Genomic DNA, 7,170 nt, shown 5'->3' with positions numbered 1-7,170 from the left:
ATAGCTAAAGCTACTCAGATCTGTCTGTATCATTTGATCTTCCTCCGAAGGATAGCACAGCTTCAACGCTTTTTGGCTATCCTTCGGTTTTCTTTAAGAAAAAGGAGATTTTATGTTTTCCCACTTAAGTTGACTTAACCGTTACTAGCCAGCATCTCCGAAGCATCACCTACCCTCTAAATTCTTTCGTCTCATAAAAAAGGAGTATGGCCATCATCAAGCCTCAAACTGCCGCTCGTACTGCTCGACCATGACGTTTTGCTGGTACTTGAGGGGGTGTTTATGGTGCTTATATAAGATCCGGGCTTATCCACACTCAGAGCAGAAGAGATGACAAAAGGGCAAAGAACGGATTGCTTAGAGGGCTAAGACAGAATATGCTTACATATGTAAGGCTGAAGGCCTTTGCGGGAATTATTCAAAAATCTCGGTGATTACAGCAACAATACCTATATCTGAGAAAGATCCAACCGTAATGTACTCTTTAAAAACTCAGCAATTTTACTCTTCTTATCTAAGAAATTCTTTACATGTATCAAAAGCGGAGGTTCAAAAGCGACCCCCCAAAAATTGGAATAGAGGCGTTTCACAGCAAGTTTTGCAAAAAATTTCCATGTAGGAGAAAGTTTTGTTCCGGTTTTTTCGTGCGTTTTCAAAACTGTGATGATATAAAAATAAACCTGAAAATTACGAAGCCAGGTTGGATATTTCACCCATTTAAGATCTGTTGGATTCGCAAACAGCCCGACATCAATCTTCCTGTTTGCCCATTCCCTGAGGGTTTGAGGTTCTTCATAGCCACCGTATCTTTTACATAACTCATACATCTCAGTCCCTGGATACGGCCGCAAAAGACCAGGAGAAAAAAAGAGCCCATTGGGCGAGATCTCTTTAAGGGTTAATATCAATTTTGCGGTATCAAGGACCTCTTCTTTAGTCTCTGTTGGAAAACCGCAAATAAAGTTTCCAACAGGGATGATGCCATATTTCTCGCATTGCCTCACAGCATGAATAGTGTTATCAACACAACTGTCCTTCTTCATAAGATTTAGTACCCGATTGGACCCAGACTCCATCCCCATACGCAGCGCATAGCAGCCGCTCTCCTTCATGACACGGAGAGTCTCATCATCGAGGAGACTCTCACGGAACTGCTCTACACGTGCATTTGATTCCCATGTTATTTTGTACCCTTTATCAATTATATGTCGTGCTATCCTTTTAACTTTTAATTTGTTAGAGAAGAAAAGCTCATCGCTGAACCAGATATGACCAACATTATATTTCTGGACTGCGATATCAATCAATTCAAAAACCTTCTCCAATCTTAAGTTTCGATATCCTCTAAACTCAGGCATAGTCATCGGACAGAATGTGCAACGATAAGGGCAGCCCCTGCTTGTATGGATATCAAGCCCTCTCATTTTCCTGATCTTACCAAGATTTGTAGAAAACTCTCTATTGATGTATTTCTCAACATCCTCTAAAAGGGAATAATCCGGAAGCGGAAGCTCATTGGGATCAATACCTGGCGCAGCAGGAGTTATAATAATTTTCCCGTTCTGCTTAAATGCAAGTCCTTTGATGTCTTCCAATCTCTTATCTTTTTTCTCCAGATATTCTATAAGCTCTAATATAGTATATTCAGCCTCACCATGAACCACATAGTCTATACTTTTGTCAGCAACAGTCTGGCTGGGGTACATGATCGCATGTATCCCTCCAAATAAGATAGGAACATCTCTATTAATCCTTTTAATATGGTCGCTTAAGATTATTCCATGTTTAAGCTGAACTGTATTTGCACCTACGCAAACAAGATCTGTGCCAGAGAGACTATCCTCAACAAGCTTTAAGGTAGTCTCTTTTGGAAGTGGCCGCGCATCAATAATCTTTACATCATGGCCCTTATGATGAAGAAACGTTGCGATTGCTAAAGGCCCATTGGGGATACTCTTATACCTCTCCCAATCCACTTCCCCCCCAGGAATATCCGGAGATGATGATGGGTAGATAATGAGGATCTTCGCCATAGTTAACTTTATAATAAGGATTCGTTTATAAATTCTACGATTTAGCGTGAGCGTAGCGAGCTAGGGTTTAAACCCCCGCCCTTTAGGGCGTTTCTCTATAGAAACATTTTTGTGGCGGCTTCGCCGCCAGCAAGCTGGCGGACGAAACTGCGCACGCACTACCAATCCAAAGTAGTGTGAGCTCTCGTCTGCCGGAGGACGAGAGCATGAACAGCATGAAGCGGTTGAGCCATAAGGTGACGATGAATCTCTGGCACTTTGAGTGGTGCACGAAGTATCGCTACAAGATGATGCAGAGGCTGGAGATTAAAATCTTGTGGCTGCTGCGATTCGCAAGGCAGCACACGAGCACGTTGCCTTGCGCTACCCCAAGAGGCATTTCTGGGCGCCGAGCAGTTATTCAGCGACGGTAGGAGTGAATGATCTTGCCGCTTGCGAGGCCTATATCACGAATCAGGAAGCACACCACAACGTGGTGTTCAGTTAGCGCAGGAAGCCCCGCCCTTTAGGGCGGGGAGGAGGTCACTGGTGTCATCCGAGAATCGAGAATTATTTTTTCTCCGGAGGATAGCGCACTGCTTCAGCGCTTTTTGGGTATCCTTCGATGTTCTTTAAGAATGAGAGAAATTTAAGCTTTGACACTTAACTTGGGATTGCCGCAGTATAGTAAGATTAATAAAAGGAGTTCAATTCCTACGAGAAAGTGGGGCTCCGGTGGTTTTATGAAACTCTGTTTGCTAATAGGCACTCGACCAGAGATTATAAAGATGTGGTCGATTGCAAAAATCTGTGAAAAACGCCATATTGATTATTATATTCTACACACGGGGCAACATTACTCCTATGAAATGGATAGGGTCTTCTTTGAGGAATTAGACCTGCCTGCCCCTAAATACAACCTTAAGATCGGATCAAATGATTTCCGAAGGCAAGTTGGAGTTATGAAGAATGGAATTACAGAAATCCTTAAGAAAGACCGACCGGAGTTTGTACTTGTGGTTGGAGACACAAATTCAGTACTTTCTGGAGGTCTTGCAAGCCATGCACTTCGTATTCCTCTCGTCCATATCGAAGCGGGTTTGCGGAGCCATGAAATTGAGATGACCGAAGAAACAAACAGAATAATCACAGATCATATTTCGCAGTATCTATTTGCTCCAAGCGAAACATCACGGAAGTATTTATTGGAGGAAGGAATCAACCGGGAATCAATATTTGTGGTAGGGAACACTATTGTTGATGCTGTGCATGTTTTCATGAAAAAAGAGAACAATTCTGTTCTAAATTCTTTGAAATTGGAGAGCAAAAGATATATGCTCCTAACGCTTCACCGACCTGAAAATGTAGACCTTAAGGCTCGGCTTGCTGAAATTTTTGCAGCTATTGGTTACGTTTTTGACCTGTATCAACTTCCTATAGTTTTCCCTTTGCATCCAAGAACACGGAAAATGATTCTCGAGTTTGATATTGATATTCCGCAAGGCGTTAGAATAATCCAACCTGTCGGGTATATTCCCTTTCTTGATCTACAGAAGAACGCAAGGATTATATTGACTGATTCGGGGGGAATCCAGGAGGAAGCTTGCACTCTTGGAGTTCCTTGCGTCACTTTACGTACGAGTACTGAAAGGCCCGAGACAATCGAAGAAGGATGCAACATTCTTGCAGGTATTGAGAAAGGGAGTATTGTTTTTTCTACAGGGAAAATGATGAGGAAGGAGGGTAAGTGGAATAACCCTTATGGTGCCGGAAATGCCGCTGAGAAGATTATCCAAGAGTTACTGAGGCTACATGAGAGTTCTTAATATCTCCCCCTTCCCCACACTCCCCTTGGATAATGGAGGGAAGATACGGAACTACTACCTTAATAGGTGTCTTTCAAGGCATCACACGATTAACCAGTTTTCACTGAATCTCTTTCTAAAGGACGGCAAGATTCCGCTTCACTCCTGGAGGAATTGTTTTAATGCAAATTATACGGAATATAATTATTCTCGATTGCATATACTCTTTATATCATTTCTTTTGCATAAGCTGAACATTTCTCCATACGCAATTTCTTCTCAGATACTCGCGTTCTCACGGATCCATAAGAGGTTAGGTAAGAATTGGGATGTTGTTCAGATAGAGGAACCTTGGCTATTTGATTGGGTAAGGCAGAGATTTGAGCATCCCTACATAGCATCTGCACATAATGTTGAGTATCTTTTAGTTTCAGACAAAAACAATTTTCAGTATAAGTCTATCTTTAGAGATAAGATAATTGAAAAGACGTACCGCATTGAGAAAAGATATCTGGAAGAGTCTGACCTTATATTCTCCTGCTGTGATTATGACACCAAGAAAATGCAGGAGATTTATGATATCGATACGGCCAAGATCCGCCTTATCCCCAATGGGATAGATGCAACCGTTATTACTCCTTCATCCGATTCTGAAAGGGAGCGCCTTAAAGAGAAATTCGGTTTTCGCGGGAAGAAGATTGTCCTCTATTCATCAGGGCTTCATGCACCTAATGTCGAGGCAATGAAGTTTATATTCCAGGTGGCAGGAAAGATGAAGAGGAAGGATACTATCTTCGTCATTGCCGGCTCTATAGGGGGTGGGTATCTCAACAGGGGCAACCTTGTATTTACGGGAAGGCTTCAGCATGAAGACATTCTTACTTATTTCAGGATGGCTGATGTTGCCCTAAATCCTGTCAGGTACGGTTCCGGTACGGATATCAAACTATTTGAGTATCTTGGAGCGGGGATTCCAACTATCGCAACGAAGTTCGGAGCCAGGGGGTTATACTATACCCATAAAAGAGATATCATCATCGCTGAGGAATTAGAAGACTATATCTTTTGGATAGAAAAGATTCTTGATGATGATAAAATAAACATGAGGCTGCGCAAAAATGCCAGAAAATGTGTAATCGGTAAATTTGATTATGAAACTATAGCAAAGAAAGTTTCAAAATGTTATGAAGAGATTAAAAGAGGGGGCTTTAATTAATCTTGAAAAGAACCATGCCCTGTGTTTGCAAAATTGGGGTAAAGAGGTCACCTTCTGCCATTTTTTTTAATCTCTGGTTAGTCGCATTCATCCCGTATATTTTTGCATATTCAGCATCAAGTATCACATACTCATACCATTTGCCCTTAAAAAACGAATAAATCTCCAACGTGGTTTTATTCTCTATATTTTCCCTAAAATCAAACTCATCATCACAATACGTACAAATAAGTTTGTCCAAACCAATCAGGTGAGACTCATGGTTTGATCTTGCCAGAGTGACTACTCTGGCCTCGGGGGGCAGTTGGAGGAGGCTTAGATAAGCTGAAAGCTCTTCATTTGAGTTCCAGGAGCCGCCGGGAGACCATTGAGCGGTGTTGACTGCGTATTTTTGCACGAATGAGGTGAAGAAGACTGCAATGATGATTAGTGTTAGTATTCCTATTTTTAGTTTCTTATCTGAGAACACATTCAAAATAAATAAGATGCCGAGGCCTGCGAGCAATGATATTGGTATTGCCAGAAGCATCCATGATCGGAATGGGAAAAGGCGAATTGGAAATCGTGCTCCATTGACGAGGAACAAGGTTAAGAGGAGCCATCCTAACGTGATAATTGCCCATTGACTGTCTTTCCATGGCTTTTTCTGGAGGAAGATCGCGATAAGGCCAACAAGGGCCAGGATTGAGAGGGCTATGCCTATCCCTGTCGGGTTATTGATGAGGTTCTGGGATTTTGCAATGAAGAAGTCTGAGACGGTGTAGGCACGGTCTGCTGTTCCGGCGATATTGAGGCCGCGGTTGCCATAGCCAAGCTTTAAGGCAAGGTTTGAGATTCCGCCATATCTTGCTATCAAGGCTCCCCACCAGGCCATTGAAAGTACTAAGCCTATAAGTCCTGCCCCAATCGTGTAGATTGCTGTTTTCTTGCTGAAGAAAAGGGTTACTAGTCCGTATATGATGAAGAATGCCCCGAATTTGATGCTCTGATCTGTCTGAATTACAAGCATTGAGCCTGTGGCTAAGGCAGCTATGATCCACCAGTTCTTGTCTGTCTTTATCCTTTCCATTGCGTAGAATGCAGGGAACATAAGAGTAGGGATTAATGCGTGGGCCCAGATAAAGTGAGTGAGGTAGGAGGGAATTGAGAACAAGGCAAATGCGGCAGCCAGGGCAAGTTTTGTGCTTTGTGTAAACTCTTTTGCAAAGAGATAGAAGAAGATGATTCCAAGGGAGATTATTAATGCGTTGAAGAATTTTATTGTCCAATTAAGTGATGAGCTGAGCTGATGCAGGATGCCGAAGATGACGTCATAGCCGGGAGGGTACGGGTCTAGGTAATGAAAATAGCCAAGTTCTTGGCGAAGTCGGTTATTTGGATCAAATTCTTTTGGTAGAAAGATGTTTGGTTGGAATAAATCACGCTCTAAAGCAATATATTTCATTGCAACCGCATGGCCCCAGGGGTCATCATCTTCGAGGTAGGGATAGGAGAATGCTCCCTTGTGGTACATGTAGAAGGTTATGATGAAGAGTAGTATGATAATGATCGTGGAAAGATTCCAGTTTATTCTTTGAAGAGTGAGCGATTGGATTGATTTTGGCCGAATTAATTTAGAAACGTCCCAAGCGGGCTTGATGATGGCAATAAAAAGAAGTATCCACCATGAAATGGGAATCCTAAAGAGGTTAAGAAGGACTGTGAGTATTGGGAGGACTGCCAGACCAATCATGAAATGTACAAGATAGAGTTCGAAAGGTTCTGGCTTTTTTACAAAGGAGGTTGCCGTATAGCCGAGGCAATAAAGTAGTACAATAAAGAATAGTAACGGAACAATCTCCATTTCACGGTGAGGACTATACCATGTTTATAAAAATTGTGATTCCGCGGCTCGAGTGTGAGTTCCTAATCAGAAATCATCAAGACAAACTCCATTTTTGCCGCGACACCCCAAAGATATCCCCTTTATCTATAATTTAAGGTTTTTTGGTTGGATGGCTCGATTGCAAGTTCCATCTTAACCCCTCACCAACATATTATGCGTAAAGCACTTCATATAGAAGTGCCTTGCCTGCATGCCGACGGACTTCCCCCGTAAGGTTTCTCCCATGCCTCGTTTGAGCATGCTATTCGCAGT

At 42.4% G+C, this 7,170-nt stretch carries 5 protein-coding genes; 3 read left to right on the top strand and 2 right to left on the bottom strand.

Annotated elements, in window-relative coordinates; translation table 11 throughout:
- Window positions 1-449 precede the first annotated feature (449 nt).
- The gene (locus VJB08_03655; protein ID HLD43052.1) at window positions 450-2,033 is read right to left on the bottom strand and encodes a radical SAM protein; all 1,584 of its coding nucleotides are present in this window, start codon (window positions 2,031-2,033) and stop codon (window positions 450-452) included.
- A 206-nt stretch (window positions 2,034-2,239) separates the two neighbouring features.
- Here VJB08_03655 and VJB08_03650 point away from each other — a divergent pair, with 206 nt between their 5' ends.
- From VJB08_03650 to VJB08_03640, 3 genes are all read left to right on the top strand, one after another.
- Window positions 2,240-2,446 carry a hypothetical protein gene (locus VJB08_03650; GenBank protein ID HLD43051.1) on the top strand — a complete coding sequence of 69 codons (207 nt, stop codon included), beginning with the start codon at window positions 2,240-2,242 and terminating at the stop codon, window positions 2,444-2,446.
- A gap of 234 nt (window positions 2,447-2,680) precedes the next feature.
- A complete protein-coding gene (gene wecB / locus VJB08_03645; protein HLD43050.1) occupies window positions 2,681-3,838 on the top strand; it encodes a UDP-N-acetylglucosamine 2-epimerase (non-hydrolyzing) in 1,158 nt (385 codons plus the stop codon).
- Window positions 3,825-5,033: a glycosyltransferase family 4 protein gene (locus VJB08_03640; GenBank protein HLD43049.1), complete on the top strand. Its 1,209-nt coding sequence runs from the start codon at window positions 3,825-3,827 to the stop codon at window positions 5,031-5,033. Before wecB ends, VJB08_03640 begins: the two co-directional genes overlap by 14 nt.
- Here the strand turns inward: VJB08_03640 and VJB08_03635 are convergent.
- A complete protein-coding gene (locus VJB08_03635; protein ID HLD43048.1) occupies window positions 5,026-6,876 on the bottom strand; it encodes a hypothetical protein in 1,851 nt (616 codons plus the stop codon). The genes VJB08_03640 and VJB08_03635 overlap by 8 nt on opposite strands.
- Window positions 6,877-7,170 lie beyond the last annotated feature (294 nt).

Source organism: Candidatus Nanoarchaeia archaeon (genome assembly GCA_035290625.1).
GTDB lineage: Archaea > Nanobdellota > Nanobdellia > Woesearchaeales > DATDTY01 > DATDTY01.
This window is presented reverse-complemented; position numbering and strand designations above follow the sequence as displayed.

Bases quoted from the DNA above. Each gene is read 5' to 3' on its own strand.
- VJB08_03655 (HLD43052.1), bottom strand. From the start codon at position 2,033: ATGGCGAAGATCCTCATTATCTACCCATCATCATCTCCGGATATTCCT.
- VJB08_03650 (HLD43051.1), top strand. From the start codon at position 2,240: ATGAACAGCATGAAGCGGTTGAGCCATAAGGTGACGATGAATCTCTGG.
- VJB08_03640 (HLD43049.1), top strand. From the start codon at position 3,825: ATGAGAGTTCTTAATATCTCCCCCTTCCCCACACTCCCCTTGGATAAT.
- VJB08_03635 (HLD43048.1), bottom strand. From the start codon at position 6,876: ATGGAGATTGTTCCGTTACTATTCTTTATTGTACTACTTTATTGCCTC.